The sequence below is a fragment of the Paraburkholderia sp. D15 genome, assembly GCF_029910215.1.
Taxonomy (GTDB): Bacteria; Pseudomonadota; Gammaproteobacteria; order Burkholderiales; family Burkholderiaceae; genus Paraburkholderia.
In genome coordinates this window covers 2,977,522-3,001,578 of sequence record NZ_CP110396.1, presented here as the reverse complement: position 1 = coordinate 3,001,578, position 24,057 = coordinate 2,977,522, and the positions used below count along the sequence as shown (strand labels likewise).

Sequence of the window (24,057 nt, the reverse complement as noted above, 5' to 3'; positions counted from 1 at the left end):
TAAACTCTGCCGCCATGACACCCGACCTGCTGACGCGCGAGGCGTCCTGTCCCGATCCGCTGACGCGCGCCGCGCGCTTCGCTCCCGCGACGGAAAGCGCGCACGCGCGAATCCATCCGGCGCCGCCCGTCCTGCAAGGCGCGGTGGTCGCGATCCTCAGCCGCGACACGCACGGGCTCGCGCTAAACGACGCACAACGTCTGACGCATTTTCCCGCGTCGCCGCTGCTGACTCTGTCGTGGTATCAAGGGGGCGACGGCGGTCTCGTCGAACGCGCGAACGAAGGCCCGCGCTGGGATCCGTTCGGCGATACGGTGATGCTGGCGGGCAGCCAGTCGCGGCCGATCGTGACGTGGTCGCCGACGGTCGGACGCGGCTACATGATCTGCTTCACGGCGGACATCGCGCGCAGCCTGTTCGGTATCGACCCGGCCGTCGTGCAGGACCGCTTCGTGCCGGCGAGCCGCGTGCTCGACGACAGTTGGCACGACGCGTTGCGCGCCATGCTCGACACCCGCGACGACGCCGCCGCGCTCGCCGCCTTGCAGCAGCATCTCGGCCCGCGCTGGCAGGCATTGCAGGGACGCGCATCGGGCTCGCCGTCGCTGCGGCAGATTGGCCGCCACTGGGTCGAACGATTGGGCCTGCAGGCGTACGAATGGCGCAATACACACAGCGCGCGTCAGGTCGAACGCCGGGTCAAGGCATACAGCGGACGATCGCTGCGCGAGTGGCAAGCGCTGGTGAAAACCGAGGGCGTGTTCTTCAGCGCGCGCGAGCGTTACGACGCCGGCGAATCCGTCGATTGGGCCGCGCTTGCGTTCGACGAAGGCTTTGCCGATCAGGCGCATCTGAGCCGCACCGCCAAGCGCATCACCGGCTTTGCACCGGGCGAATTCGCACAGCGTTTTCTCGACGACGAATCGTTCTGGGTTTACCGCTTGTGGGTCTGACGCGAACGCAGCATTCGTCGCGCGGCTGCACGGATCAATAGGCACGCAAACCGCCCCCTCGAAAAACAAACTCTCCCCTTCGCATGACCACCGATCCACACCACTGGCACACCATTGCGCTCACCGACGCCATCGTCCACGGTGCGCTCGAACTCGAATCCACCGCGCGCGGCGTGCGCATCCACCGGCTGCCCGCGCGAGCGCGCGCGCAATGCAACGACCCTCAACTGACGATGGTCGAGTCGCAACCGTCCGGCGTGCGGCTCGTGTTCCGCACCGCCGCCACCGCGCTCGAACTCGACGTGCGGCCCACGCGCTACGTGTATGCCGGCGTGCCGCCACGTCCGGCCGGCGTGTACGACCTTGTCGTCGATGGTCAACTCGCCGCGCAGGCGAGCGCGTCCGGCGGCGACGTCGTGACGATCGACATGAGCACGGGCGCGGTATCGAAACAGTCGAACGAACCGGGCACGTTGCGCTTCGACGGCCTGCCCGCGCACGACAAGACCGTTGAACTCTGGCTGCCGCACAACGAGTCCACCGAACTCGTCGCGCTGCGCGTCAACGCGCGCATCGAACCCGGCCGCGCGGTGCAACGCAAGGTATGGCTGCATCACGGCAGTTCGATCAGCCAGGGGTCCAACGCGGCGAGCCCCACCGGAATCTGGCCGGCGCTGGCCGCCGCGAGCGGCGGCGTCGAGTTGATCAATCTCGGCTTCGGCGGCAGCGCACTGCTCGATCCATTCACCGCACGCGCGCTGCGCGACACGCCGGCGGATCTGATCAGCGTGAAGCTCGGCATCAACCTGTGCAATACCGATCTGATGCGCGCTCGCGCTTTCACGCCGGCCGTGCATGGTTTTCTCGACACGATCCGCGACGGTCATCCACACACACCCCTCGTCGTGATCTCGCCGCTCTATTGTCCGATTCACGAGGACACGCCCGGCCCCGGCGCGTTCGATCCCGACGCGCTCGCCAACGGCCAGGTCGCGTTTCGCGCAACGGGCGACGCGGCCGAACGCAAGGCGGGCAAGCTGACGCTCAGCTACATCCGCGACGAGTTGCAGCGTATCGTCGAGCAGCGTGCGCGCGATGACGCTAACCTGCACTATGTGAACGGTTTGACTTTGTACGGCGAGGCGGATTTTGCCGAGCTGCCGCTGCCGGACCGGCTGCATCCGGACGGGGCGTCGCATCGGCGGATCGGCGAACGCTTCGGCAAGATCGCTTTCGGCAATGAGGGCTGGCTGCGCGGCACGCGCGGCTGACTGCGAGCCGCCGGCCGCGACCGCCACGCTTTTGGCAACGCTCACGGGCTCCGCTTACTTCGACAAGGATTTCGCCGCCATGCCCTCCACGGTCAGCAACTCGCTTCTCTGGATCTTCGACGCGTTCGAACGCGACCCGACCTACCTGCGCAAACGGATGTTCGGCAGCGATGCCGCCTATCTCGACGGCCTGCTGTGTCTGATCGCCGCCGATCGCGGGAAACCGTGGAGCGGCCTGCTCGTGTGCACGTCGCACGACCGGCATGCGGCTTTGATCGACACGCTGCCCGCGTTGCGACCGCATCCGGTGCTGGGAAAATGGCTGTACGTCCCGCAGGACGACGCAGAGTTCGAGACGACCGCGGCCGAGTTGACCGCGCTGGTTCTCGCGCGCGATCCGCGCATCGGCGTCGAACCGAAGCCGCGCAAGCGGAGCAGGAAAGCGACGCTGCTGCCGGATACGTGAGCGGACGACACGGCGCGGCGAGCACCTTTGCCAGAGGCATAAGGTAAAGACGAAAGCCTTAAACCGCCAGCCACACCACCGTCAACGACCGCACGCCCTGCGCGCCGCGAATCAACACCCCTTCGATATCCGCCGTCGCCGAGGGTCCCGTGACGAGCGCGGCATAGCGCGCGTCACGAAAATCGTCGCGCCGGTAAACGTCCTGCAAACCGTCGAGCAACTGCGCCGGGTCGAGCAACACGACCAGATGCTGGACGATGTACCCCAACGCGTTGACCACATACTCCCGCTCGCTGAACCACACCGACCCGGTCTCGGCGACCCCGAAGCGCGCACGCACCACACCGACGTCGACGTCCTGCAGCGACGCAGGCTCCGTGCCGGCGGCGAGCGCACGCGTACCCGCCACTTCCGGCGTGGCGGAAGCGACCGACGCCGTATCGCCGAAGCGTTCGCGAATCAACGCACTCACGTCGGCGGCGCTCGTTGCATCGACGCAGGTTCCGCCCATCGCCTGCAATGCGGCCGTGAAGCGCACGCGCAGATCGCCGCCCGGCGTGTCGAACAGCGGCACATCGGGCCGGGGCCGCGCCGCCGGTTGCGCCGCGCGCACCTTCGCGAGAAACGCGTCACGCGTTGCCATCTCGATCTCCTCGATTCTTTTTGTACCACGCGTGGAAGGTCAGCTTCGGCGCCTCGGGCAACTCGCGCTGCTTGCCCCAGATGTTCAGCGGGTTGTACAACACGAAATTGGGTAAGCCTCGCAGCGCGCTACCCATCGACGACACCGTCGCCCGATACAAGGTCGGACTCGCGAGCAAGCGCCCCGCCATCTTCAGCACTTCCTGCTTCACGAACGGCACTTCATGATTCGCGGCGATCACCGTGCGCCATTTGTAGATCTGCTCGTGAATGTTGATCTTCACCGGACAGACGTTCGTGCAACTGCCGTTCAGCGTCGAGGCGAACGGCAGCGCGCTATAGCGCTTCAGGTCGAAGGTCGGATTGATGATCGCGCCGATCGGTCCCGAGTACGTGCCGCCGTACGACAGCCCGCCGCTGCGCCGGTACACCGGACAGGTATTCATGCACGCGCCGCAGCGGATGCATTTGAGCGAATACCAGAAGTCCTCCATCGCGAGCCGTTCCGAGCGGCCATGATCGACTAGGATGAAATGCATCTCCGTGCCCGGACGCGGCGCGCGAAAGTGCGACGTGTACTGTGTGATCGGCGAACCCAGCGCGCTGCGCGACAGCATGCGGATGAACACGCCGAGGTCCGACACCTTCGGAATCAGCTTCTCGATCCCGATCGACGCGATATGCAGCGGCGGCACATTGGCGGACAGATCCGCGTTGCCCTCGTTCGTGCACACCACCACCGTGCCCGTTTCCGCCACCGCGAAATTGCAGCCGGTCATGCCGGCGGTTTTCTCGCGCACGAAATACGGACGCGTGTTCATCCGCTGGCTTTCCGCCAGATAGTGGATGTCGCTATTTTGCGGATCCGTGCCGATGGTGCGGCCGAACAGTTCGGCCACGTCCGCGCGCAGCTTGTGCACGGCTGGCACCACCATATGACTCGGGTCCTGATGATCGAGCTGCTGGATGCGCTCGCCGAGATCCGTTTCCATCACCGTGATGCCGCGCGGTTCGAGATACTCGCGCATCTTGCACTCGTCGGTGAGCATGGATTTGCTTTTGACGAGCGTGGTCATGCCGCGCGTCGACATGATCTCGTGGACGAGCGCATTATGTTCCTCCGCGCTCGCCGCCCAATGCACGGTCACGCCGTTCGCTTCCGCCGCCGCCGCGAACTGCGCGAGGTAGTCCGCCAGATGGGACAGCGTGTGTTCCTTGATGCCCGACGCCAGCTCGCGCAGCGTCTCCCACTCGGCGATGTGATGCGCCTGCGCGTCGCGCTTCTCGCGCAGATCCCATAGACGTTTGTCGTGAAACGCAACGTGCTCGGTCTTCTTGATGAAAGCGCCGGCGGCTTTCGCGTGGTCGATGCGGCTCATGCGCGCGCTCCGTTGAGAACCTGCGCGATGTGAATGAAACGCGGGGTCGAAGGCAGACTCGCCTTCATGCGTTCGGCGCAGCCTTGCTGATGCATCAGACACGACATGTCGCCGGACACGATGTATTGCGCGCCCGCCTGCAGATGATCGCGAACCTTGTCCTGACCCATGCGCACCGACACCGGCTCTTCCGTCACCGAGAAGGTGCCGCCGAAACCGCAGCACTCGTCGGGCCGTACCGGCTTCACGAACTCGATACCCTTCACGCCCGCCAGCAGCGCACGCGGCTTCGAGAACGGCGTACCCGCCACTTCCGAGATCGACGCTTCCTTAAGATGCCGCAGCGCGCTGCAACTGTTGTGCAGGCCGACGCGATGCGGAAACTCGGCCCACGGAAATTCGCGCGCGCCGACCACGTCGTGCAGAAACTCGACGAGTTCATACGCGCTCGCGCGGACCTTCTTCACCTCGTCGGTCTGATCGATCGCGCTCAGATGCTCGCGCACGTGATGAATACAGCTCGCGGACGGCCCGACGATGTAGTCGTAGCCCGCGAAATTGCGCGCGAACACGCGTTCGGCGCCGGCCGCCTCGGCCTGCGCGCCGCTGTTCGCCATGGGCTGCCCGCAGCAGGTCTGCTCCCGCGGATAGTCGACCTCGATGCCGAAGCGTTCGAGCAGTTCGAGCGTGGCGATCCCGACCTCGGGATAGAACGCGTCGATAAAGCAGGGGATGAACAGGGCGACTTTCATAAGCTCAATAAAAGGAAACCGCGCGCGGCGTGAAAAAACACGGGCAAGCGCGGCGGCATGGCGGGGCGCGTCCGTGCCGGGCGAACGGGGATCGACCTACTCTACTGCTGAACCGGAACCGCGGGCAGTTGGGGTATGTCCGGCTATCTGGTAAGTTTGGTCATGTTGGTCTGACCAACGAAATATAAGGAAGTCGGCGGACGGTGTCAATCGGCGGATGGGGAGCCGGGCGCGGTGGCGCCCGGAGGTGAGGGACCTGAAACGAAAGGCGATCGGCCGGGCGCCACGAACTCGCGCCGGCACACCGGCACGCGGTCAGGACACGATGTTCGTCGCCGACGGATTCGCCGCGTCGTCTTCGTAAATCTCGCGCACGTAGGTCAGATGACGCTCGGCCGCCTTGCGCGCCTTTTGCGCGTCGCGCGCGAGCACTGCGTCGTAGATCGCCTGATGCTGGGTCATCAACTGCTTTTCCATCGCGTCGTCATAATCGATCAGCCGATGGTACTGGCGCATCCCCTCGCGAATCAGCGTATGAATGCCGTGCAGCACATGCGCGAGCGCGACATTGTGGGTGGAGTCGGCGATCGCCAGATGAAACGCCGCGTCCAGTTCGGCGAGATTCGCGCGATCCTGCGACAGCGAGCCGGCCTTCAGCGCTTCGAACGCCTCGGTGATCTTTTGCAGATCGGCGGGTGTGGCGCGCTGCGTCGCGTAGACCGTCGACATCGCTTCGAGGCCCTGACGCAGTTCCAGAATATCGGCGCTGGTGCGCGGATTCTGCGTAAGCAGTTCGGCGAGCGGTTTGGAGATGATCGGCGCAGTTACGTCGACCACCGTGAAGCCGCCCCGCCCCGAGGTTTCGATGTAGCCGTCCGCTTCGAGCCGGATCAGCGCTTCACGCAGCGAGGGCCGCGATACGCCAAGCTGGGTCGCCAGATCGCGTTCGGCCGGCAGGCGGTCGCCCGGCATCAGCGCGCCGTCCGAGATCAACTGCTTGATCTGATCGGACACCACGTCGGAAAGCCGTTTGCGCGTGAAGGACGGGATCGGGCGAAATGGCATGGGCGGCGGTGGGCGAAACGCGGTTGATGAAGCGGGTTGTCGGAAATCAGGGCTGCGGGCGGGGTGGCCGGATATGCCGGGCCGCCTGCGAGGTCGCCTTGCAGGTCACCTCGCCAGGCCACCTCGAGGTCACCTCGAGGCCACCTCGCAGGCCGGGAATTATACCGGCCGGCGGTCCGCGCGAACCCGGCTAGTTCTGCTGCGCGGCGCCCGCGTAGAAGCTCGTCAGATCGCGCTTGAGCGCATGTAAGGCGCCATCGTCGAGATAGATCATATGGCCGGTCGGATAGTAGGCGATCCGTACATTGGCCTGCAGCGGCGCATCCACGCCGAGATGCGCGAGCGCGTACTCGGTCGCGAAGAACGGCGTGGCCAGATCGAAGTAGCCGTTCAGCGACATCACGCGCAAATGCGGATTCTGCCGCATCGCCTCGGCGAGATCGCCCGCCGCGTACGGCACCGCCAGATGTTCGCCCCACCACTCGCGATGCTTCCAGTCCCACTGCGTCAGCGCCTCGTCGTTGAACACGCGATAGCGGTCGGTCGGCGTGTAGTGCAGGTCCTGCGCGAGATGCTGATGCAGCGCCGCCGCGAACGCGGCCGACACGCTGGTCACCGATGCGTCGTAATCGGGCCGCTCCGATACGCCGTCGAATTCGAGGCCTTCGAAGCGCGCATCGTAGCGGCCGACGCTGCGCCCTTCGTTGCGCAACAATTCGTCGCGAAAACGCCCCGGATAAAGACGCAGACGGCTGCGCTTCACATAACCCACGTCGAGGCCGGTGAATTGCGCGACGCGCGCCGCGATCGCGTCGCGTTCGGCGTCGGGTAAAGCGTCGCCTTGCGCCAGGGCCTGCGCGTACGGTCCGCGCGCGAACGCGCGGGCTTCGTCCAGGAAGGCCGGCAGGCTGGCCGGCTTCGGCGAGATCTTGTCGTGGTACCACGCGATCGCCGCGAAGCTCGGCAGATAGCTTTCGCTCTGAAAATCCGAGCCCGGGGAAAAATCGGCGGAGTCGAGCACCGACGACATCAGGATCACGCCGTTCAGTGCGATGTTGTCCTGACTCAACCGGTACGCGAGCATTGCGGCGCGCGCGGTGCCATACGATTCGCCGAGCAGATACTTTGGCGAATTCCAGCGCTGATTCACCGTCAGATAGCGATCGATGAATTGCGAGAACGCGTCGAGGTCCTTGTCGACGCCCCAGAAGTCCTTGCCGGTGCCGCGGCCGACGGTGCGCGAGAAGCCGGCGCCGACCGCGTCGATGAACACCAGATCAGTGCTGGCGAGCAGGCTGTCGGGGTTGTCGTCGAGCACGTAGGGCGCAGGCGGCGTGATCGCGGGGCTGGCGGTGTGCGCGCGTTTCGGGCCGAACGAGCCCATCATCAGGAACACGCTGCCCGCGCCGGGGCCGCCGTTGAACAGGAACGTCACCGGGCGCGTGCCGGGCGGTTTGCTCGCCACCGTGTACGCGATATAGAACACGCTCGCGTTCGGCTGGTTGTTGCGGTCGCGCAGCAGCAGGTTGCCGGCGGTCGCGGTGTAGTCGAGCTTGCGGCCGTCGAGGCGGATGCTGTGCTGCGTGACTGCGGTGGATTCCGGCGGAATGGGGGTGGGGGTGGCGTCGGGTTTGGATGCGGACGCGTCGTGCGGATTGTCGCGTGACGCGTCGCGGGAGGCGGTGCCGGGTGTGTCGCTGCGTGGTTCGCTGCGTGGTTCGCTACGTGATGCGGCGGGCGCAGTGCGCGGTTGCGCCGGATTACGCGCCGACGTGCCGTGCGTGTCGTTAGCCTGAGGAACCGCGTTCGCATCGCCGCTGGACAGTCCGCTCGCCTCGAGACGCTGCTTCGCCGATGGCGTCCGCGCCCCCGGCGCATAAGACGCGGCAGGCGCGGCCGAATCCGACGCCGCCGAACCCGCCGTCGCCACGCTTGCCGCGCGTTCCGCCGAATCCTGTTCCGCGTTAGCCGCGCTCACATAGCCGAACGCGATCCAGGCCGCGACGCCGAGCACGACTCTCATGCGTGCCGGTGTTGTCGATCGCGCGTTAAACCGAAGGCCCATGCTGTTCCCCATCGTGATCCGATCGATCCAGGCCGCCACACGCCGCCCGTCCCCTAACCCGCCTTCCCTTCCCGCAACCCGCCGACAAACGCCACGATCCGCTCGCACGCATCGATCAGACGCGCTTCGTCGACCACGAAGCCGAGCCGCACGAACCCGTTCGCCGTTTCCCCGAACGCGCTCGCGTCGAGCAAGGACACGCCCTTCGCGCGAAACAGCTGCCACGTGAAATCGACGGTATCGAGGCCGGTGCCGCTGACGTCGACCATCATGAACATCCCCGCCTCCGGCAGCAAACAGCGCAAACCCGGCACGCGATGTAAGCGCTCGAACACCACGTCGCGGCGGCGCCGGTAGATCTCGCGCATCTCGGCGGCGATCTGCTTCTTGTTCTGCAACGCCGTCAACGCGGCCTGCTGGATGAAGCCCGGCAAGCCGTACAGCATGGCCAGCGCGAGCCGCCCCCAATGTTCGATCAGCTCCGTCGGCCCGATCGCCCAGCCGACCCGCCAGCCCGCCATCGCATGCGACTTGGACAGGCTGCCGAGCGTGACCGTGCGCTCCGCCATGCCGGGCAGCGAGGCGATGCTCACATGCTCGCGCTCGAATGTCAGCTCGGCGTACACCTCGTCGGACAGCACCCAGAGATCGTGCTCGCAGGCGAGGCGCGCAATGCGCTCAAGGTCCGCACGCGGCATCACCACGCCGGTCGGATTGCAGGGCGTGGCGAAGAAAATGGCGCGCGTGCGTGGCGTGATCGCCGCGTCGAGCGCGTCGCAATCGACGTGAAAATCCCGCGCCGCATCCACCGGCACGGCCACCAGGGTCGCGCCGGCCGCGCGCACGCAGGCTTCGTAAGTGAGGTACATCGGCTCGGGGACGATCACTTCGTCGCCGGCTTGCAGCAGACACAGCGACGCGGCGAACACGCCGTTCTGCGCGCCCGCCGTCAGGATCACGTTGGCCGCGCCGGTCACGCAGCCGGTCGTGCGCATGTGGTCCTCGGCGATCGCCACGCGCACCGGGTCGCGGCCGGACACCGCGCTGTAGTGGGTGTCGCCCGCACGCAGGGCCTCGACCGCGCGCTCGACGATCGGCGCGGGCGTCGCGAAATCGGGGTCGCCGACGCTCAGCACGATGACGTCCTCGCCGCTCGCGAACGCCTGCTGCGCGGCGCGATGAATCTCCCATGCCGACGTGCGCCGGCCCTGCAGACGCTCGACCAGATTCGAGTACTTCATTGAGCTCACCCCGTTTTCACTGGACCCGCCAATGTAAAGGGGCCGGCTCGAAACGTCCAGATACGAAGAAGCGCCACGCGGACGGACAGTCCGGGTGGCGCTTCTTTGGCGGCATGCCCGACCGCGAGTGACCCGCGCGCGCTACGCGGTCATATCGCGGCCCTACAGGTCACTACAGGTCACTACAGGTCACTACAGGTCACACCTGACGACGCAACTCCGCCGGCGGCACCTTCATCAGGTGACGATACTTGGCCACCGTGCGGCGCGCGACCAGCACGCCCTGATCCGCCAGCATTTTCGCGAGCGTGACGTCGGACAGCGGATCGCGGGTATTTTCAGCGGCGATCATTTCCTTGAGCAGCGCGCGCACCGCCGCGGCGGAACACGTGCCGCCGCTTTCCGTGCCGAGTTCGCGCGGGAAGAAATGCTTGAATTCGAAGATGCCGCGCGGCGTGGCCATATATTTGTTGCCCGTGGCGCGCGAGATGGTCGATTCGTGCAGGCCGAGTTCGTCGGCGACATCGCGCAGCACCATCGGCTTGAGGGCGATTTCGCCGTACTGGAAGAACGCCTTCTGATGCGCGACGATGCATTCGGCGACGCGCTGAATCGTATCGAAGCGCTGCTGCGCGTTACGGATCAGCCAGCGCGCTTCCTGCAACTGCTGCGCGAGCGGCGAACGGCTCGCGCCGGCCGACTGCGCGAACAGCTCGGCGTACATGCGGTGAATCCGCGCGCGCGGCTGCACCGCCGGGTTGATCGAGACGGCCCACTTGTTGCGCACCTGGCGCACGATCACGTCGGGCACGACGTAGTTGTCCTCGGTGCGGCCATAGCAGTTGCCCGGTTTCGGATCGAGCTTGCGGACCAGCGCGCAGGCCACGCGCAATTCGTCGGCGCTGCAGCCGATCTGCTTCTGCAATTCGGCCTGCTCGCGCCGCGCGAGCCGTTCCAGATGATGATCGACGATCTGCTTCGCGACATCGCGTCCCGGCGTGTCGGCGGGCAATGCATTCACCTGCAGCGACAGGCATTCGGACAACGAACGCGCGCCAAGGCCCGGGCGATCGAGCGATTGCACGAGACGCAGCGCGACCAGCAATTCTTCTTCGGTCAACTCGGGCTCGAGATCGACGCTGTCGGCGAGATCGGCGAGGTCCTGGCGCAGATAGCCGTCGTCGTCGAGCGCTTCGATGATGAAGCGGGCCACCGCGCGGTCGCGGTCGTCGAGACGATACAGACGCAGCGCGTCGTGCAGTTGTTCGCGCAGCGTCGGTTGCGAGCGGGCCCATTCGGCGGGATCGCTGCCGTCCGAGTCGCCGTTCTGGCGGCTGGAACCACGGCTGCCGTAATCGCCGGAGAAATCGCCGGGCATGTCGTCGCCACCGGAGCTTTCCATCGAATCGCTGCCGGCGGCATCGGCGGGAAGCGAATCGGGTTCGGCGGAGGCGACGGTGTCGGTGGCCGGCAGCGCGCCGCCTTCCTCACCGGGCGATGCCGTGGCGAGCGCGACGTCTTCCGTTTCCGACGAGTCGTACTCGAGGAACGGATTGGTATCGAGCGCGGTGCGCAACTCCTGCTGGAATTCGAGAGACGACAACTGCAACAGACGCACCGATTGCTGGAGACGCGGCGTAAGTGCGAGAGACTGCCGTGTGCGTAGTTCGATCGAAGGCATCGTAGTGAGGTCCCGTTGATAAGCTGAGAAATGATTCGTGACATCACTAGAGCAACTGTCGTACCAGCTTTCGCAACACGCTGTTTTTTATACGTTTCATCCTTTCAGGCCCACGAATTGCGCAGGCGCCGCGCGCCCTTTTTACAAGCGCCCGGCAAATTCCGGTCTACGTCGTGACGCGGTGCGGCGCAAGGCGACAGCGCGGCGCCTCGCTTCATTCCTCAGCCGAAAGCGCCGCGCCAGCAAGCTTCCCCGCCGATCGCGGCGCGCCGGGGCAGTGGCCGGGCACACCCCTTGCGGCCGGGCACTATGTGGACGGACGTCGGTCCTTGCATGGGAATGCGGCAGCACAGTAGCGGCAACGCGGCAGAAGCCATGCAAGAACCCTCGTCCGGTGTCGATAACGGGCCGTGACGGAACCGTAGCGGCAACGACCCCACGCGAGTCATCGGCGGCTTCGGCCGCGATCGTTCGCAGGCAACAAGACCGCAATTTTCATCAACACCCGAAGGAGAAACCATGAAGACGATCCAGATCCTCAAGGCAGCAGGCAGCATCGCTTGTGTCGCATTCGCACTGAACGCAACGAACGCCATGGCGCAGGCCAGCGCGCCGTCGGCCGCATCGGAAACCATCGGCCAGCACGTCGACGACGGCACGATCACCACCAAGGCAAAGGCCGATCTGCTGGCCGCCAAGAACGTCAAGTCGACCCATATTCACGTGAAGACCCGCAAGGGCGTGGTGTGGCTCACGGGCTCGGTGCCGTCGGCTGACGACAAGGCCGCCGCCGGCGAAGTCGTGGAAGCCGTGAAGGGCGTGAGCAGCGTCAAGAACCACCTGAAGATCGCCGCCGAATAAGATCCGGCGACGGCGGAGCGCAGCCGGCCCTGGCCGGCGCCTCCTGCCAGGGCTTCAGCACGGACAGGAAAGCCGTCCGCCATCTGGCGGACGGCTTTTTTTCGTCCCGGCCGGCGTCGCGCACCTGCCCGCAACGGGTATGGGATAATCGCGAAGTTTGCCCGGAGCGCGGCTCAAAAGGTTGATCGCACGGGCGCGTGAGGGCCCCTACTCCCGTGGCCCGAGTTTTTCCGCGTGTTCAGGCCGCGTGTTCAAGCCGCGCGCCAGGTCCGTATTTTCTTCCCGCGTTTTTTTCATCGACAACCACAATGCCCGCATACCGTTCCAAAACCTCCACCGCCGGCCGCAACATGGCGGGCGCGCGCTCGCTGTGGCGCGCCACCGGCATGAAAGACGAAGACTTCTCGAAGCCGATCATCGCGGTGGTCAATTCGTTCACCCAGTTCGTGCCCGGCCACGTCCACCTGAAGGACCTGGGCCAGCTCGTCGCGCGCGAGATCGAAGCCGCCGGCGGCGTGGCGAAGGAATTCAACACCATCGCGGTCGACGACGGCATCGCGATGGGCCATGACGGCATGCTGTACTCGCTGCCGAGCCGCGACATCATCGCCGACTCGGTCGAATACATGGTCAACGCGCACTGCGCGGACGCCATGGTCTGCATCTCCAACTGCGACAAGATCACCCCGGGCATGCTGATGGCCGCGATGCGCCTCGACATTCCGGTGATCTTCGTGTCCGGCGGTCCGATGGAAGCCGGCAAGACGCGCCTCGCGAATCCGAAGACCGGCACCATCGAGTTCAAGAAGCTCGACCTGATCGATGCGATGGTGGTCGCCGCCGACCCGAGCTATTCCGACGCCGACGTCGCCGAGGTGGAACGCTCCGCCTGCCCGACCTGCGGTTCGTGCTCGGGCATGTTCACCGCGAACTCGATGAACTGCCTGACCGAAGCGCTCGGCCTGTCGCTGCCGGGCAACGGCACGGTGGTGGCCACGCACGCGGACCGCGAGCAGCTCTTCAAGCGCGCGGGCAGCCGCATCGTCGAACTGGCGCGCCAGTACTACGAGCAGGAAGACGCGTCGGTGCTGCCGCGCGCGGTCGGCTTCAAGGCATTCGAAAACGCCATGACGCTCGACATCGCGATGGGCGGCTCGACCAACACGATCCTGCACTTGCTGGCCATCGCGCGCGAAGCCGAGATCGACTTCACGATGAAGGACATCGACCGTCTGTCGCGCAGCGTGCCGCAGTTGTGCAAGGTCGCGCCGAACACCAACAAGTACCACATCGAAGACGTGCATCGCGCGGGCGGCATCATGGCGATCCTCGGCGAGCTGGACCGCGCCGGCAAGCTGCACACCGACGTGCCGACCGTCCACGCCGCCAGCCTGAAACATGCGCTGGACCAGTGGGACATCGTGCGCACCGGTGACGAAGCCGTGCGTACGTTCTACATGGCCGGTCCGGCCGGCGTGCCGACCCAGGTCGCGTTCAGCCAGAACACCCGCTGGCCGAGCCTCGATCTGGACCGCGCGGAAGGCTGCATCCGCTCGTACGAGCACGCCTTCTCGAAGGAAGGCGGCCTCGCCGTGCTGACCGGCAACATCGCGCTGGACGGCTGCGTGGTGAAGACCGCGGGCGTCGACGACAGCATTCTGGTGTTTGAAGGCAATGCGCACGTGACGGAATCGCAGGACGAAGCGGTCGAGAACATCCTGAACGACAAGGTCAAGGCCGGCGACGTGGTGATCGTGCGTTACGAAGGCCCCAAGGGCGGCCCCGGCATGCAGGAAATGCTCTACCCGACCAGCTACATCAAGTCGAAGGGTCTCGGCAAAGCCTGCGCGCTGCTGACGGACGGCCGGTTCTCGGGCGGCACGTCGGGTCTGTCGATCGGTCACTGCTCGCCGGAAGCGGCAGCGGGTGGCGCGATCGGCCTCGTGCGCAACGGCGACCGCATCCGCATCGACATTCCGAACCGTTCGATCGACGTGCTGGTGTCCGACGAGGAACTCGCGCGCCGCCGCGAAGAGCAGAACGCGAAGGGCTGGAAGCCGGTCAACGTGCGTCCGCGCAAGGTGTCGGCGGCTTTGAAGGCGTACGCGAAGCTGGTGATGTCGGCGGACAAGGGCGCGGTGCGCGATCTGTCCTTGCTCGAGGATTGATGACGAACGGTTGACGTTCTAACTTGGTCCATTGGTCCGGGCCGCTTGGCCCGGACGTGAAAAAGCCGCCCCGTTTGGAGCGGCTTTTTTGCTTCTACCATCTCACGTCACGCGCCTGTATCGGATCGGCGCGAACGGTTATCGCTTCGCCGCCGCATACTGATCGCGCAGATCGCGCACGCGGTCGTGATTCTGCAGCACGCCTTGATACTGCCGCTCCACGATCGCACGTACATCCACCGGCAGATCCTTCTCCAGCGCTTCGTGATAGTGCTTCTTCGCGACGTCCTCGCCCTTTTCGCATTCGGCGAGAATCGCGTGATCGCTGCGGTCCGTCACGGCCGATTTCACATCGACCCAGCCGCGATGCAACGCACCCGTCACGCTGCCGCCCGTTTCGGGCTTGCCGCCTAGCGCCTGCACGGCATCCTGCAACTCGCGCGCGCCGCGCGTGCAATCTTCCGCGCGCGACAGGAACAAGGTTTTCAGCTGCGCGTCGTGCGCGTCCTCGGCTGCCTTGCGGAAACCCTTTTCGCCATCCTTCGACGTTTCGACCAGATCGTTCAGTACGGAAACAACGTTCGTAGCCATGTAAACCTCCCAGGTTTCATTGATCGTGGAATCCGCCGGTCTGCATCGCGCCGTAGGGGTACGGTGCGCATGCACGCGACCGGCGGGGTTCAGTGTTCTCTTCGCATGACGCGTGCCCGGCTGATGCTCTGCAACATCGCGCGACGTTCGTCCGCGCGCGCCGCTGCCAATCTTGCCGACGCGCGTAAATGTTGCCCGGCGCGTTCCTGCTCGATGCGCTGAAAGCCCCGTCCCAGCGGGCTTTCAAGAATGGCACGACGGTTGCTTTATCTCCTGCGCCCGCGCGGTCTCGAATCCGCTCGACGGGCAAACGACAGGCATGAAAAGAAGCGAAAAGAAGCGCCGCCGCAGTGCAGGAATTCATAACAACAGGCAGGCAATAACGACAGGGAGTGTCACCATGAAGACGAAGATCAGGAGCGCGGAATTTCTCGTCGCCGTCGCCATCATCTCGTCGGCCACCGTGATGCAGATACGCGAACATCTGCGCCAACCGGATGGGCAGGCCGCAAGCGAGGAAAACGCGGCGACGTCATGCGGCGCGATGCACGAAGGTCTGATGCCGGCGAGCTGCGAAGCGACACGCGATGAACGCAATACACGCGATGCCGGCGCTACGCGTCATGCACGCGACCAGCGTCAGGTGGACCGCGCGCCGCAACCGCGCGTCACGCCGCGTATCTGGGTGTAGTGAATGGAATCCCATGACCCAAGCAAACGGCCCGACTTGAAGTCGGGCCGTTTGCTTTTGCGCGGGAAAAAAATCGACTGGAGAAACACAACCTCAAGCATGCTTCTCCGCGTATTCGTTCAACGGTACCGGCTGCTTGAGCGGATCGAAATCGGCCCAGCGCCCCTGCTGCCAGCGGCCCGTTGCCCGTTCGATCGCCACCCCGCCCGCCTCACGCAAGACGCGCGCGGCGTCGAGCTGATTGTCGGGCGACACGTGCACCGCGACCAGCACGCCGGAATCGCGCGTTTCCGCATGAAACGGCGTGTGATGGCCGGACGTGCCGCCGCGCGTGCGCACCATCGCGCCGACCAGCGAGCCGACGTAGGCGCCGACACCCGCCGCGATCAGCGACACGATGATCGGCGCGGAAAACGCCGCGAAAATCGCCACGCCGACCACCGCGCCGGCGACGGCGCCGAGCGTCACGCCCATGCCGGCGCCCTTCGGCGCCTCCTTCGAGTTGGCATCGGTGGCGGAGTCGCCGCCAATCGGATAACGCGCGTGCTGCCCGCGCGGATTGACGAAGAACAGGGTCACGTCTTCCTCGACGAACCCCGCGTTGAACAGCTTTTGCGCCGCGTCTTCCGCGGCCGGAAAAGTGGTGAAACGTGCTGCGACGATGAGTGACATACGGCCTCCTTGCATCGTTTGCATGTGCGTCGTTGATTTACCTCGATGGCGGGCGCTTAAAGAGCAAACTGCGATCAAACTGCGATCAAGCTGCCGCGCCGCGATCCGGTTCCATGCCTTCCACCCGGAACAGTCCGCTATGCAACACTACGCCCTCGCCCGCGTTCAGGTCGAGCACTTCCGCGCATACCGAACGGATGCGATTGCGGCCTTTATCGAACGCGGACATCAACGCGGATTCGAGCGCCGAATCGGCGCCAAAATGATCCTCCAGGGCCTCGGCGGTGATCGCGCATTCGACCGCTTCGCCGTCGACCCGCGCCATGAAGCGCACCGTCAGATTCGCGCCGTCGAACGAGGGTTTATCGTCGGAAAAAGAGATCTGCATAAGAGAGTCCTCGTAGGCCGGCCGGGGCAAGATCGCGTTCATGACGAACCCTTCATGGCGCCGGCGAGTTGCTGCGCCATCGCAAGATGATGCTGGATGGTCGGCAGCGCGTGCGCGGCGGCCGCCTTCAGTTGCGAATCGGTACCGCTCTGGCTTTCCTGCTGGAACAGGTCGACCGCGCGCTGGTGCGCTTCAAGACCGATCTGTTCGACGTACGCCTGATCGAACTGGCGGCCCTTCAGCGTTTGCAGCTTGCCGACCAGCGCGGCATCGGCCGAAGGCGTCGCGGTGAAACCCTTCTTCGCGACCAGCGCCGCCATGCCATGCGACAGCTTCGTGTGATCGACGATCATCTGCCGGGCGAATTTCTTCACGTTCGCGTCGTTCGAATTCTTCAGCGCGAGTTTGCTGGCCGCGATTTCGGTCGCGTCCGCCTGCGACGCGTCCTGCACGAATTGCTGGTCGGCGGGCGAGAGTTGCGTGGCGGCGCTGGGGGCATCGCTGGCGGGCGCGTCGCTCGCCTGCGCGTGGACCGCGCCGATCGACGCCACGCTGAAGCCCAGCGCGGCAGTCATCACTTGTAGGGAATACCGGAATTTCATGCATTTTCTCCCTGGTTCGACGGGTTGACCGAGCCGTTTGCCTCGTGCCTTTCCTGCTTTTCGTGCCCTTCCTGCCGCACGCATTGCGCGTGCGGCGCAAGTTGCACCGCACGCCGCGCCACCTATGCCTACGCCGCCTTGCGCTTCGCCAGTTGCGCGATCAACGATTTGTTGAACGCCGGCAGATCGTCCGGTTTGCGGCTGGTGATCAGGTTGCCGTCCTCGACGACTTCCTTGTCCACCCACGTGCCGCCCGCGTTGCGGATATCGTCCTGCAGGCTCGGCCAGCTCGTCAGCGTGCGGCCCTGCACGATGCCCGCCGATACCGGCAACCAGGCGCCGTGGCAGATCACCGCGATCGGCTTCTTCGCGCCGTCGGCGGCTTTGACGAACGCTTGCGCCTGCGGCAGCAGACGGATCGCATCGCCGTTCACCACGCCGCCCGGCAGGACGACCGCGTCGTACTCGTTGGCGGTGGCCTTGTCGAAGGTGGTGTCGACATCGACCGCATCGCCCTTGTCGACGTGCTTGAAGCCCTGGATCTTGCCAGGCTTCGCAGAGATGACGTGGACGGTTGCGCCTGCGTCGAGCAACGCGCGCTTCGGTTCGACCAGTTCAGCCTGCTCGAAACCGTCCACGGCGAGTACCGCGACCTTGTAGCCCTTCAGCGTGTCTGTCTTTGTGCTGCTCATGCCTGCTCTCCTTGCTCGTGTGGGGCCGGGGCGCGTGGCCGCGCGGTCCCATCGTTAACATGACGGGTCAGCAAAAGGTGTGCCCGTGAGATGAAGCGGTGCGGACCGCCGGCTCTCCGCTTTTGCTACAGGCCGTGCGGGTCGTCGTCGAGACCGTCGTCGTCATTGGCGAGCGGATCGACCACCCGGTCGGGCTCGATATCGCGATCCGGCGTCAACGTGGAATCGCCGTCGGCCGCGGCGCGCTCGCCAGTGCCCGCCCGGTCCGTATCGCTGCCGAGTTCGCTGTCGCCGGTTTCCAGCGCGTGGTTGTCGAGTTCGGTATCGACGTCGAACTCGTGACGCTTCGCGCCGGCGACGTCGCTGCCGCTGTCCGACGAATCGCTCGGACCGAGCGCGCCTGTCGTGCCGGCCGTCTGTTTCACCACCTGTTGCGGCTCTTCGTCGGGGTTTAGCGTGCTGCTCATGGCGCTCTCCTTCATGGGGTTCGGGGTCATTCAAAACCTGCAAGCAAGACCCGCCAGACGATCGGGCAGTCCACCTGCACTGTCTGCAAGCGAGTTCGCAAGGACCGTTCCGCCTGGCGTTCGGGCGTTCAAATGCCTGGGGGCCGCGTGGCTCATTACGTGCGTACCGCTTCCTTGCCTCCTTGCCTCCTTGCCTCCTTGCCTCCTTGCCCTCCTTGCCCTCCCTGCCTCCCTGCCAACTCGTTCACGCGCAAACACGCCGCCGCACGTCCACACTTCACATCTAGCCCAGACGCCCGGGTGCATCGCGCCGGACCGCACCCGCCAAGCCGCCAACCCGGCACACCCTGGGCACCGGCTTTGCTTGTCACGCATTCATCAGCGCGAATGCGCTTACCGGCTTGAACGGGCTTGCAACTTCTACCCACAACAACCATGACCGAGACAACCACTTCGCCTGCGCGCCGCGCATCACGCGCAAAAGCCGCCGCGACCGCCGACGCCACTGCCGCCGCGAACGCGCAAGCGCCGCAATCCACCGCCGCGCCCTTGCCGCCCGGCCTGCGCCACGCCGACGACAGCAAACCCGGCTTCACCCGCAAGCGCGAGAAAGACGGTTTCGCTTATTTCAACGCGGCGGGCGAACGCGTCGTCGATGAAGAACACATCCAGCGCATCAACGCGCTGGCGATTCCGCCCGCTTATGAAGACGTGTGGATCTGCCCCGACCCGCGCGGCCATATTCAGGCGACCGGCCGCGACGCCCGCGGACGCAAGCAGTACCGCTATCACCCGCGCTGGCGCGAGACCCGCGACGCCGACAAATACGAACGCATGGCCGCGTTCGGCCGCGCGCTACCGAAGATCCGCGCCCGCGTCGCGCGCGATCTGAAGCTGCCGGGCATGCCGTGCGACAAGGTGATCGCCGCGATCGTGCAGTTGCTCGATACGACGTTGATCCGGATCGGCAGCGTCGAATACGCGCGCGACAATCAGTCGTACGGATTGACGACGCTGCGCAAGAAACACGTGAAGATCGAAGCGGGCCGTTTGCGCTTCAAGTTTCGCGGCAAGAGCGGCATCGAGCACGACGTCACCGTGAACAATCCGCGCATCAAGCGGATCGTGCGGCGCTGCGCCGAACTGCCCGGCCATGACCTGTTCCAGTATCTCGACGAGGACGGCACGCGCCGCACCGTCGGCTCGGCCGATATCAACGACTACCTGCGCCGCGCGAGCGACGCGGACTTCACCGCGAAGGACTATCGGACGTGGGCGGGCAGCGTGTATGCGCTGGCCGCGCTGCGTCGCCTGATCTGCGGCGATGCGGCCGAGGCGCGCCGTCACATCGTCGCGATGGTGAAGGACGTCGCCGTGCTGCTGCGCAATACGCCGGCCGTATGCCGGCGTTGCTACATCCATCCGGCGGTGATCAGCGCGTTCGAAGCCGACGAGTTGCAGACGCTGCCGCCCGGTCAGGCGCGTCGCGGTCTGCGTGTGGACGAGGTGGCGTTCGCCGCGCTGCTCGCTCATGCGGAAAAGCGCGCGGCGAAACTCGCACGCGCAACCGGCGCGAAGGGACGCAAGGTGCGTGAAGCGGCGGTCGCCGAGAGCATCGACGATTCGTTGACGCGACTGTTGAAGAAGTCGCGTGCGGTGCGCAAGGAGGCGGGTGGTAAAACAAACGACAAAAACGGCAACGGCAACGGCAACGGTAACAGCAACAGCAACGGTAAAGCCGCAACGACACGCGCCGCGCGTCCGGCTGCCGGCGTCACGACCAGGAAGTCAACGGCGAAGCTTGCCCGGCCGCTTGCATCGTGATGCATCGTGACCATCCATAAAAAGCGGCGAGGGTCCGCGCCAGGCGAACCATCGCCGCATCCGCGTCGTGCAACGAATACAACCTTTACCGGTTGAAGTTCCGTCGCGGTCGAACGCAGCCTGCTGCCCTATCCGTCACTGCCCCTTCGTGTCGCTGCTCGCGTCGGCGCCGGGCGTGTTGGTCGTATCGGTCATCGGCTTCTTGGTCTTCGACATCTTCGACTTGGTGGTGTGATGCATCTTCATCGAGCTGGAACCGGAGCTCATTGCTCCACCCGACGAAGGCTGGTTGCCCGTGGTCGGCGCCGCCGTCGCCGCGCCGTGCGCGTCGCCCGGGCCGCCGCCTCCGCCGTTGCCGCCGTTACCATTGCCGCCGCCCGACTGCGCGAGCGCCGCGCCCGATACCGCGATCAGTGCCGATGCCAGCAATGCCTTTGCCGCGTTAGTTTTGAGGTAGTTCATCGAAATCTCCCTGGTGAATGAAAAGAGAACGCGCGCCGCGTCATCTCAAGCCTGACGCGCGGCATGCGCTGTCGTCCAACAGCGCCGCAAGGGCCATGCCTCCTGAGCCGACGTGGGCCCCGGCATGTCGCTTCACATCGGGAAAGCGTGGGAACGGCGGTTGCTGAACCTCCACTACATCCAACCCGTAGGGAGACACATCATGCTCAACCAGTCACAGACACAAGCCGGTATGACGCAGGGCCAGGGCGCCCGCATCGTCGGCAAGGGCAGCGCGAGCGCGGACGGCCCCGGTCCGGACGTGATGGCCGCGGCGACTCTCGACGGCAACAAGGTGCTCAGCAGCGACGGCGAAGACATCGGCAAGATCAAGGACATCATGCTCGACGTCGGTTCGGGTCGCGTCGCGTACGCGGTGTTGTCGAGCGGCGGCTTTCTCGGCATCGGCGACAAGCTGCTGGCGATTCCGTGGCACGCGCTCACGCTCGACACGCAACAGAAATGCTTCGTGCTGAACATGAGCGCCGAGCGCGTGAAAAACGCGCCGGGCTTCGACAAGGATCATTGGCCGGCCATGGCCGATCAGACGTGGGCCACCTCCGTGCATCAGTACTACGGCAGCGAGCCGTACTGGGGACGCGGTGCGTACGACACGCGCGACGATCTCGGCGTCGGCGATATTCCGGCGGGCTCGTCGGATGCGCCCGAAGCGGGCGGGCTGAAGCTGTAACCATTCGCCTGTTTCCGGATGCGCCGGTTCGCCGCGGTCATGCCGCGCGGCGACCGGCGCGTTTCGCTTTCCGAACGTTCCAGACGCTCCAGGCGTTCCAGGTTTTCCCGAAGTTTGCCGAGCTTCGCCGAGCTTTACCGAGCTATACCCGCCTTCGCCGGCCACCCCGCCGGCACCGACGACCCGGAGACCTCACCATGGCTGCCAGGAAATCCCCCCGCAAGACCGCCGGCAAATCCAGACGATCCGCCGGACACTCGGCCACCCACCCCGCCACGCGCGGCAAGGCGGGCCGCCCGCCGCGTCAGCGCCACGCGCAGGCTCATGCCGCGCGGCGCGCGAAGGCATCGAAGTCGTCATCCCGCGCGTCAGGACCAAGCACGAAGCGCACGAACAAGTGGTCCCATCATGTGATGGAAACCAGCGACGCGATGGACGTCGAACAGGACGTTTTCAAATCCGGCAGCGCGGAGGAGATCGCTCAGTCGCTGAAAAAATCCTCGACGCGCAGCCGACGCCGCAAAGGCACGCCATTCCAGTCCGCGATGTCGATGCTGAATTTCTACATCAACCGCGCCGGCAGGAATCTGCCGAAGACCCGTCGCGCGACCTTGCAGCAGGCCAAGCGCAAGCTGCGCGAAGCCTTCGGACGTGCGCCCTGAAACGGCTCGCCTGGTCCCCGCGTTGCGCCTCTCGCCTGCCCCTCGCACACGGCTCACGCGCACCTCAAGCGCCCTCTCCTCCAACCGGCCACGCGTGCACATCACCCGCACGCCGGCCCTCACCAGATACTCATGCACGAAACTTTGTGGTTTCTGATCGTCGGCGCGGTACTCGTTTTCATGGGCCTCGCCGCGACGACCCTGCGGCGCCTGCCCGTGAGCGCCGCGATGTTCTACCTGCTGACCGGCTACCTGCTCGGCGCGCCCGGCATCGGCCTGCTCCATCTCGACATGGTGGAAGACGCGCGACTGCTACGCATCATCACCGAGGTCGCATTGCTCGTGTCGCTGTTCGCGATCGGCCTGCGTCTGCGACTGGGTGTTTTCGAGCGGCTCTGGACCGTGCCGCTGCGCCTCGGCTTCCTCGCGATGCTCGCGACCATTCCGCTGCTGACGCTGTTCGGCGTCTACGTATTGCGTCTCGACTGGGGGCCCGCGCTACTGCTCGCCGCGATCCTCGCGCCGACCGATCCCGTGCTCGCGCACGACGTGCAGGTGCACGATCCCGGCGACCACGATCTGCTGCGCTTCGCGCTCTCCGGCGAAGGCGGTCTGAACGACGGCATCGCGCTGCCGTTCGCGCTGCTCGGCCTCGCCGTCTGCGCGGCGCCGCGCGGCCATGCCGCCTCGCTGCTGAGCGTCGAGCTCGCCGGTAGCATCGTGGGGGGCGTGGCGGGCGCGATCGCGATCGGCGGGTTGCTCGGCTGGGCGACCACGCACGCGGTGACCTGGCTGCGCACCCGCCACGCGCAGGCCTTAGGCCTCGAAGGTTTCTTCGCGCTCGGCCTGATCGAGTTGTCGTTCGGCGCCGCGCAACTCGCGCACACCTACGGCTTTCTCGCGGTGTTCGCGGCCGGCGTCGCGATGCGCCGCGTCGAGCACCGCGCGAGCGGCGGCGTATCGGCGCGCAAGGCGATCGGCACACTCGATCCCGAAGATGTCGACGCGACCGCCGCACATCCCAGCAAGGCCCACGCGTACATGACCGAGTCGGTGCTCGGCTTCACGATCGAACTGGAACGCATCGCCGAAGTCGCGGTGATGGCGATGGTCGGCAACGTGCTCGCGAATCTCCAGGTGCCGCTCTTCACATGGCAAACGGTCGCGCTCACGGTCGCGCTGTTCGTCGTCGTGCGGCCGGCATCGGTGGAATTGTCGCTGCTCGGGTCGAATGCGACCCACACGCAACGCCGGCTGATGAGCTGGTTCGGCATACGCGGCATCGGCTCTTTCTATTACCTCGCCTATGCGCTCGAAAACGGTCCCGCCGCCGACGTCACCCCGCTCGTGCCATTGACGCTCGCGGTAATTGCCGCATCTGTAGTAATTCATGGTGTATCGGCCACGCCGCTAATGAATTGGTATCACCAGTTGCGTAAGCGCGACAATTGAATTGAAACGCACGGCATTGCGGCACGCCAGCGAACGCCCACGGGCGCTTATGCAGGCCGCAATGCAATGTGCATGCGCCATTGCGAGTCAATGTAAGTCGACCTCAATTCCGTTTCAAACCAACGGCTTAAACATTCGCATACAAATGCGAATGCCGATGCGTTACGCATTGGTGAAAAAATGAGTCACCACGCCGTATTAGCTGAATACGAAAAAACCCAAAAGCGAGGCTAGTCGCTTCAGGCGTTCTTATCTAAGATAGCCGCAACCTCATTGCCGA

At 65.4% G+C, this 24,057-nt stretch carries 24 protein-coding genes; 10 read left to right on the top strand and 14 right to left on the bottom strand.

Annotation, left to right across the window (positions count from 1 at the left end):
- Positions 1-14: 14 nt before the first annotated feature.
- The 3 genes from LFL96_RS33170 to LFL96_RS33160 all read left to right on the top strand — a co-directional run bounded on the left by LFL96_RS33170 (position 15) and on the right by LFL96_RS33160 (position 2,690).
- Positions 15-953, top strand: a complete 939-nt coding sequence (locus LFL96_RS33170) for a helix-turn-helix domain-containing protein (RefSeq protein WP_281002119.1) — start codon at positions 15-17, stop codon at positions 951-953.
- Between the two features lie 83 nt (positions 954-1,036).
- Positions 1,037-2,224: a GDSL-type esterase/lipase family protein gene (locus LFL96_RS33165; protein WP_281002118.1), complete on the top strand. Its 1,188-nt coding sequence runs from the start codon at positions 1,037-1,039 to the stop codon at positions 2,222-2,224.
- 79 nt (positions 2,225-2,303) lie between these two features.
- A complete protein-coding gene (locus LFL96_RS33160) occupies positions 2,304-2,690 on the top strand; it encodes a hypothetical protein (protein WP_281002117.1) in 387 nt (128 codons plus the stop codon).
- A gap of 58 nt (positions 2,691-2,748) precedes the next feature.
- Here LFL96_RS33160 and LFL96_RS33155 read toward each other — a convergent pair whose 3' ends face one another.
- The 7 genes from LFL96_RS33155 to LFL96_RS33125 form a co-directional block, all read right to left on the bottom strand.
- Positions 2,749-3,333, bottom strand: a complete 585-nt coding sequence (locus LFL96_RS33155) for an LUD domain-containing protein (protein WP_281002116.1) — start codon at positions 3,331-3,333, stop codon at positions 2,749-2,751.
- Positions 3,320-4,711: an LUD domain-containing protein gene (locus tag LFL96_RS33150; protein ID WP_281002115.1), complete on the bottom strand. Its 1,392-nt coding sequence runs from the start codon at positions 4,709-4,711 to the stop codon at positions 3,320-3,322. The genes LFL96_RS33155 and LFL96_RS33150 overlap by 14 nt, the downstream gene beginning before the upstream one ends.
- Positions 4,708-5,463 carry a (Fe-S)-binding protein gene (locus LFL96_RS33145; RefSeq protein WP_281002114.1) on the bottom strand — a complete coding sequence of 252 codons (756 nt, stop codon included), beginning with the start codon at positions 5,461-5,463 and terminating at the stop codon, positions 4,708-4,710. The genes LFL96_RS33150 and LFL96_RS33145 overlap by 4 nt, the downstream gene beginning before the upstream one ends.
- 315 nt (positions 5,464-5,778) lie before the next feature.
- Positions 5,779-6,528 (bottom strand): FadR/GntR family transcriptional regulator, encoded by a 750-nt coding sequence (locus LFL96_RS33140; RefSeq protein ID WP_281002113.1) that lies wholly within the window; start codon positions 6,526-6,528, stop codon positions 5,779-5,781.
- A 190-nt stretch (positions 6,529-6,718) separates the two neighbouring features.
- Positions 6,719-8,551, bottom strand: a complete 1,833-nt coding sequence (locus tag LFL96_RS33135) for a peptidase S10 (protein ID WP_281002112.1) — start codon at positions 8,549-8,551, stop codon at positions 6,719-6,721.
- A gap of 95 nt (positions 8,552-8,646) precedes the next feature.
- Entirely contained in the window at positions 8,647-9,834 is a 1,188-nt protein-coding gene (locus tag LFL96_RS33130; protein ID WP_281002111.1) for an aminotransferase class I/II-fold pyridoxal phosphate-dependent enzyme, read from the bottom strand.
- A gap of 199 nt (positions 9,835-10,033) precedes the next feature.
- A complete protein-coding gene (locus LFL96_RS33125; protein WP_281002110.1) occupies positions 10,034-11,515 on the bottom strand; it encodes an RNA polymerase factor sigma-54 in 1,482 nt (493 codons plus the stop codon).
- A gap of 519 nt (positions 11,516-12,034) precedes the next feature.
- Here LFL96_RS33125 and LFL96_RS33120 point away from each other — a divergent pair.
- Together LFL96_RS33120 and ilvD are read left to right on the top strand one after the other, a co-directional pair.
- Positions 12,035-12,376: a BON domain-containing protein gene (locus LFL96_RS33120; RefSeq protein WP_281002109.1), complete on the top strand. Its 342-nt coding sequence runs from the start codon at positions 12,035-12,037 to the stop codon at positions 12,374-12,376.
- A 308-nt stretch (positions 12,377-12,684) separates the two neighbouring features.
- Positions 12,685-14,544: a dihydroxy-acid dehydratase gene (gene ilvD, locus LFL96_RS33115; protein WP_281002108.1), complete on the top strand. Its 1,860-nt coding sequence runs from the start codon at positions 12,685-12,687 to the stop codon at positions 14,542-14,544.
- 138 nt (positions 14,545-14,682) lie between these two features.
- Here the strand turns inward: ilvD and LFL96_RS33110 are convergent, their stop codons facing one another.
- On the bottom strand, positions 14,683-15,135 hold the full coding sequence (locus LFL96_RS33110; RefSeq protein ID WP_281002107.1) for a PA2169 family four-helix-bundle protein: 453 nt from the start codon (positions 15,133-15,135) through the stop codon (positions 14,683-14,685).
- Positions 15,136-15,535: 400 nt separating this feature from the next.
- On the opposite strand from LFL96_RS33110, the gene LFL96_RS33105 reads away from it, so the two are divergent.
- Positions 15,536-15,826: a hypothetical protein gene (locus LFL96_RS33105; protein WP_281002106.1), complete on the top strand. Its 291-nt coding sequence runs from the start codon at positions 15,536-15,538 to the stop codon at positions 15,824-15,826.
- Between the two features lie 93 nt (positions 15,827-15,919).
- Here LFL96_RS33105 and LFL96_RS33100 read toward each other — a convergent pair whose 3' ends face one another.
- The 5 genes from LFL96_RS33100 to LFL96_RS33080 all read right to left on the bottom strand — a co-directional run bounded on the left by LFL96_RS33100 (position 15,920) and on the right by LFL96_RS33080 (position 18,647).
- A complete protein-coding gene (locus tag LFL96_RS33100; protein ID WP_281002105.1) occupies positions 15,920-16,498 on the bottom strand; it encodes a hypothetical protein in 579 nt (192 codons plus the stop codon).
- Between the two features lie 85 nt (positions 16,499-16,583).
- A complete protein-coding gene (locus tag LFL96_RS33095) occupies positions 16,584-16,928 on the bottom strand; it encodes a DUF1488 domain-containing protein (RefSeq protein ID WP_281002104.1) in 345 nt (114 codons plus the stop codon).
- The gene (locus LFL96_RS33090; RefSeq protein ID WP_281002103.1) at positions 16,925-17,488 is read right to left on the bottom strand and encodes a DUF4142 domain-containing protein; all 564 of its coding nucleotides are present in this window, start codon (positions 17,486-17,488) and stop codon (positions 16,925-16,927) included. The genes LFL96_RS33095 and LFL96_RS33090 overlap by 4 nt, the downstream gene beginning before the upstream one ends.
- 128 nt (positions 17,489-17,616) lie before the next feature.
- Positions 17,617-18,180, bottom strand: coding sequence for a type 1 glutamine amidotransferase domain-containing protein (locus tag LFL96_RS33085; protein WP_281002102.1), 564 nt, complete (start codon positions 18,178-18,180; stop codon positions 17,617-17,619).
- 125 nt (positions 18,181-18,305) lie between these two features.
- Entirely contained in the window at positions 18,306-18,647 is a 342-nt protein-coding gene (locus LFL96_RS33080; protein ID WP_281002101.1) for a chemotaxis protein, read from the bottom strand.
- Between the two features lie 435 nt (positions 18,648-19,082).
- On the opposite strand from LFL96_RS33080, the gene LFL96_RS33075 reads away from it, so the two are divergent.
- Positions 19,083-20,471 (top strand): DNA topoisomerase IB, encoded by a 1,389-nt coding sequence (locus tag LFL96_RS33075; RefSeq protein ID WP_281002100.1) that lies wholly within the window; start codon positions 19,083-19,085, stop codon positions 20,469-20,471.
- 135 nt (positions 20,472-20,606) lie between these two features.
- On the opposite strand, the gene LFL96_RS33070 is transcribed toward LFL96_RS33075, so the two are convergent.
- Positions 20,607-20,933 carry a hypothetical protein gene (locus tag LFL96_RS33070; protein ID WP_281002099.1) on the bottom strand — a complete coding sequence of 109 codons (327 nt, stop codon included), beginning with the start codon at positions 20,931-20,933 and terminating at the stop codon, positions 20,607-20,609.
- Positions 20,934-21,135: 202 nt separating this feature from the next.
- Between LFL96_RS33070 and LFL96_RS33065 the strand changes: the two genes are divergently transcribed.
- The 3 genes from LFL96_RS33065 (at position 21,136) to LFL96_RS33055 (ending at position 23,777) form a co-directional block, all read left to right on the top strand.
- Positions 21,136-21,663, top strand: a complete 528-nt coding sequence (locus tag LFL96_RS33065) for a PRC-barrel domain-containing protein (protein ID WP_281002098.1) — start codon at positions 21,136-21,138, stop codon at positions 21,661-21,663.
- Positions 21,664-21,860: 197 nt separating this feature from the next.
- A complete protein-coding gene (locus LFL96_RS33060; protein WP_281002097.1) occupies positions 21,861-22,325 on the top strand; it encodes a DUF3175 domain-containing protein in 465 nt (154 codons plus the stop codon).
- 132 nt (positions 22,326-22,457) lie between these two features.
- Positions 22,458-23,777 carry a cation:proton antiporter gene (locus LFL96_RS33055; protein ID WP_281002096.1) on the top strand — a complete coding sequence of 440 codons (1,320 nt, stop codon included), beginning with the start codon at positions 22,458-22,460 and terminating at the stop codon, positions 23,775-23,777.
- Positions 23,778-24,057 lie beyond the last annotated feature (280 nt).

Coding starts and splice junctions, on each gene's coding strand:
- LFL96_RS33135 (WP_281002112.1), bottom strand. CDS start 8,551: ATGAGAGTCGTGCTCGGCGTCGCGGCCTGGATCGCGTTCGGCTATGTG.
- LFL96_RS33070 (WP_281002099.1), bottom strand. CDS start 20,933: ATGAACTACCTCAAAACTAACGCGGCAAAGGCATTGCTGGCATCGGCA.
- LFL96_RS33150 (WP_281002115.1), bottom strand. CDS start 4,711: ATGAGCCGCATCGACCACGCGAAAGCCGCCGGCGCTTTCATCAAGAAG.
- LFL96_RS33155 (WP_281002116.1), bottom strand. CDS start 3,333: ATGGCAACGCGTGACGCGTTTCTCGCGAAGGTGCGCGCGGCGCAACCG.
- LFL96_RS33055 (WP_281002096.1), top strand. CDS start 22,458: ATGCACGAAACTTTGTGGTTTCTGATCGTCGGCGCGGTACTCGTTTTC.
- LFL96_RS33145 (WP_281002114.1), bottom strand. CDS start 5,463: ATGAAAGTCGCCCTGTTCATCCCCTGCTTTATCGACGCGTTCTATCCC.
- LFL96_RS33120 (WP_281002109.1), top strand. CDS start 12,035: ATGAAGACGATCCAGATCCTCAAGGCAGCAGGCAGCATCGCTTGTGTC.
- LFL96_RS33130 (WP_281002111.1), bottom strand. CDS start 9,834: ATGAAGTACTCGAATCTGGTCGAGCGTCTGCAGGGCCGGCGCACGTCG.
- LFL96_RS33105 (WP_281002106.1), top strand. CDS start 15,536: ATGAAGACGAAGATCAGGAGCGCGGAATTTCTCGTCGCCGTCGCCATC.
- LFL96_RS33165 (WP_281002118.1), top strand. CDS start 1,037: ATGACCACCGATCCACACCACTGGCACACCATTGCGCTCACCGACGCC.
- LFL96_RS33110 (WP_281002107.1), bottom strand. CDS start 15,135: ATGGCTACGAACGTTGTTTCCGTACTGAACGATCTGGTCGAAACGTCG.
- LFL96_RS33160 (WP_281002117.1), top strand. CDS start 2,304: ATGCCCTCCACGGTCAGCAACTCGCTTCTCTGGATCTTCGACGCGTTC.
- LFL96_RS33090 (WP_281002103.1), bottom strand. CDS start 17,488: ATGAAATTCCGGTATTCCCTACAAGTGATGACTGCCGCGCTGGGCTTC.
- LFL96_RS33140 (WP_281002113.1), bottom strand. CDS start 6,528: ATGCCATTTCGCCCGATCCCGTCCTTCACGCGCAAACGGCTTTCCGAC.
- LFL96_RS33065 (WP_281002098.1), top strand. CDS start 21,136: ATGCTCAACCAGTCACAGACACAAGCCGGTATGACGCAGGGCCAGGGC.
- LFL96_RS33170 (WP_281002119.1), top strand. CDS start 15: ATGACACCCGACCTGCTGACGCGCGAGGCGTCCTGTCCCGATCCGCTG.
- LFL96_RS33075 (WP_281002100.1), top strand. CDS start 19,083: ATGACCGAGACAACCACTTCGCCTGCGCGCCGCGCATCACGCGCAAAA.
- LFL96_RS33095 (WP_281002104.1), bottom strand. CDS start 16,928: ATGAACGCGATCTTGCCCCGGCCGGCCTACGAGGACTCTCTTATGCAG.
- LFL96_RS33125 (WP_281002110.1), bottom strand. CDS start 11,515: ATGCCTTCGATCGAACTACGCACACGGCAGTCTCTCGCACTTACGCCG.
- ilvD (WP_281002108.1), top strand. CDS start 12,685: ATGCCCGCATACCGTTCCAAAACCTCCACCGCCGGCCGCAACATGGCG.
- LFL96_RS33060 (WP_281002097.1), top strand. CDS start 21,861: ATGGCTGCCAGGAAATCCCCCCGCAAGACCGCCGGCAAATCCAGACGA.
- LFL96_RS33100 (WP_281002105.1), bottom strand. CDS start 16,498: ATGTCACTCATCGTCGCAGCACGTTTCACCACTTTTCCGGCCGCGGAA.
- LFL96_RS33080 (WP_281002101.1), bottom strand. CDS start 18,647: ATGAGCAGCACGCTAAACCCCGACGAAGAGCCGCAACAGGTGGTGAAA.
- LFL96_RS33085 (WP_281002102.1), bottom strand. CDS start 18,180: ATGAGCAGCACAAAGACAGACACGCTGAAGGGCTACAAGGTCGCGGTA.